The 3,114-nt window shown below is 74.7% G+C and carries 2 protein-coding genes; both read right to left on the minus strand.

Annotated elements, in window-relative coordinates:
- Window positions 1–716: 716 nt before the first annotated feature.
- Window positions 717–1,598 (minus strand): SCO1860 family LAETG-anchored protein, encoded by an 882-nt coding sequence (locus ACFWGJ_RS42980; protein WP_387334406.1) that lies wholly within the window; start codon window positions 1,596–1,598, stop codon window positions 717–719.
- A gap of 305 nt (window positions 1,599–1,903) precedes the next feature.
- Window positions 1,904–3,004, minus strand: coding sequence for an amidohydrolase family protein (locus ACFWGJ_RS42985; protein ID WP_387334407.1), 1,101 nt, complete (start codon window positions 3,002–3,004; stop codon window positions 1,904–1,906).
- Between the last annotated feature and the right edge of the window lie 110 nt (window positions 3,005–3,114).

The following is a 3,114-nucleotide window of genomic DNA, read 5'->3' on the forward strand; positions in this document are numbered from 1 at the left end:
CGCTGGACCAGGCGCTGAGCTTGACCGCCGGGTCCGGGGGCCCGGGCTGAGCGGCGTGGGGCCTGCGGGCCCCTGCGGGGCTTGGGCCGGTGGGCATGGTGCGGGCCCGGTGGGGGCTGGCCGCGCAGTTCCCCGCGCCCCTAAGGGGTTGGGGGTGACCCGCCGTGATGTCCTGCGGGACCATTGGGGTTGGCCGCGCCGTTCCCCGCGCCCCTGACGGGGCGGGGGTTACCCGCCGTGATGTCCTGCGGGACCGTGGGGGTTGCCCGCGCCGTTCCCCGCGCCCCTGACGGGGCGGGGGTTACCCGCCGTGATGTCCTGCGGGACCGTCGGGGTTGGCCGCGCCGTTCCCCGCGCCCCTGACGGGGCGGGGGTGGCCCGCCGTGGTGTCGGTTGGCGCTCCTGGCGGGGCGGGGTGGTCCGCCGTGGTGGCGTTCCTTGCGGCGGTGGGGCAAAAGCTGGGGCGCAGCCCCGCTTTTGAGGGGCGCGGGGAACTGCGCGGCCAGCCCCCACCGGGCCGCACCATGCCCACCGGCCCAAGCCCTCTCAGGGGCGCGGGGAACGGCGCGGCCAACCCCCACCGGGCCCGCACCATGCCCACCGGCCCAAGCCCTCTCAGGGGCGCGGGGAACGGCGCGGCCAACCCCCACCGGGCCGCACCCAGGGGCGCCGGGCCCGCACTATTCATGCGGGCCCAAGCCGCCGCAGGGCGCGCGTCAGCGGCGACGGCGGCGGGTCAGCGCCAGCGTTCCCGCGCCTGTTGCGAGCAGCGCCGCCGCGCCCGCCGCGACGTACGGCGTCACCGAGCCGCCGCCGGTCTCCGCGAGCCCGGGCGACTCCGCGGCACCCCCCTGCGGCGTCACCCCGGGCACGGGCACGGCAGGGGACTCGCAGGTCGCCTCCGCCAGAGTGACCGTTCCTTCGACCTCCGCCACGTTCAGCTTCAGCGGGTTCACCGACACCTTGAGCCGCAGCGCCGTAGCCGCGGCCGTACGGGACGTGGTCCGGATCGACGACAGGTCCAGGCGGACCTCACCGACCCCCGGCACCTTGACCTCCGTCACCCCACCGGCGGTCACCGTGGTCCTCTTGCCGAGCACGGTCACCGCCCCCAGCGGATTCGCGGAGGCGACCGGCTTCCTGCCCGCCGCGCAGACCGCCTTGGCGGTGACCTGGTCGACCTCGATGAGGGACAGCAGCGGCAGCCCGGGAATGTGCACCTTGGCGTGGGCGAGGTGCACGGCCCCTTCGGCCTTCGACGCCGAGACGGTCGCACGCGCTCTCGCGACCTCCGCGCCGAGCACGGTGAACGGCTGGCCGCCGTCGACCCCGTCGAGCTTCGCCGTGAGCGTAGTCTTCTCGGCGCTGCGCGGCGCCTGTACCTCGTTGAGCGAGACCGCGAGCGGAACGTTCACGGTCTTGTTGAGCAGGGACACATCGAGCCCGGTGCGGAGCACGACGGCCCCGGCCCGGCCGTGACCGTCGGTCGCGTGGGCCGGACCCGCGCCGGCCAGGACCGCGGGACCGGCGGCCAGGGAGACGGCGGCCGCGGTGGCGGCCAGCCTGTGTGCGGGCATGCGGAAGGTGTTGCTGTTCATGGTGGTGGGACCCCCACAGGAGACAGAACCGGAGACGCGACGCCGCAGGACGCTCCGCTCGCAGGGACATGCGGGGAGCGTCCGGCGGCGTCGATGACGGGAATCCTTACGCACGGAGAGTGAACAGTCAGCAAGCTGAGGGGAGTTCACTCATACGTGGACTTTCCGCGCACCTCTTCGATTCATCCTGCACGTACGTTCCTCAAGGCCACCCGGATCACTGAACCGCACCGAACTGGCCGGAAAGCGCCGGAGCGCGGGAGGGAGTGCGCGCCGTTCCGGCAGGGCCGGGCGGTCACTCTCCGTCAGCCGACGACCCTGCCGTTCAGCACGACCCGCCGCGGCGCCGCCAGGACCCGTACGTCCGCCCGCGGGTCCTGCTCGTACACGACGAGGTCGGCGGGAGCCCCCTCCTCCAGGCCGGGCCGGCCCAGCCACGCGCGGGCGCCCCACGTGGTGGCCGAAAGCGCTTCGAGGGGCGGGATGCCGGCCGTCACCAGTTCGGCGACCTCCGCCGCCACCAGTCCGTGCGGCAGCGTGCCGCCCGCGTCGGTGCCGACGAACACCGGGATCCCGGCGTCGTAGGCGGCGCGCACGGTGTCGTAACGGCGCTCGTGCAGCCGCCGCATGTGCGCGGACCACTGCGGGAACTTGTCCTCGCCCCCGTCCGCGAGGTGCGGGAACGTCGCGATGTTCACGAGCGTCGGGACGATCGCGACGCCGCGCTCGGCGAAGAGCGGGATCGTGTCCTCGGTCAGTCCTGTGGCGTGTTCGACGCAGTCGATGCCCGCCTCGACGAGGTCCCGCAGGGAGTCCTCGGCGAAGCAGTGCGCGGTGACGCGGGCGCCGAGGCGGTGGGCCTCGGCGATCGCCGCCTCGACCGCGTCGCGCGGCCAGCAGGCGGCGAGGTCGCCGGTGCCGCGGTCGATCCAGTCGCCCACGAGCTTCACCCAGCCGTCGCCGCGCCGGGCCTCCCGGGCCACGTACGCGACGAGGTCGGCCGGTTCGATCTCGTGCGCGAAGCCGCGGATGTAGCGGCGGGTGCGGGCGATGTGGCGGCCCGCTCTGATGATCTTCGGGAGGTCGTCGCGGTCGTCGGCCCAGCGGGTGTCCGCGGGTGAGCCGGCGTCGCGGAGGAGGAGGGTGCCGGCCTCCCGGTCGGCCAGGGCCTGCTTCTCCGACTCGTCGTCGGGGACGGCGCCGTGGGGGCCGAGGCCCACGTGGCAGTGGGCGTCGACCAGTCCCGGCAGGGTCCAGCCGTCGATCGTGCGGACGTCTTTGGCTGCCTCGGCGCGGGGGCGGTCGTAGGTGACCTTGCCGTCGACGACCCAGAGTTCGTCCCGGGCGTCGTCGGGGGCGACGAGTACGCGGCCCGTCACGTGCAGTACCCGCGGCTGATCGCTCATGGTCGGCAGCCTAGTTCTTCGACCGTGTACGTCGTCTGCGGGTCCGGTGGGGGCGGGCCGCGCCGTTCCCCGCGCCCCTCGGGGAGGGGCTGCGCCCCGTCCCACCCAGG

It is taken from the genome of Streptomyces sp. NPDC060205, assembly GCF_042728395.1.
Taxonomy (GTDB): domain Bacteria; phylum Actinomycetota; class Actinomycetes; order Streptomycetales; family Streptomycetaceae; genus Streptomyces.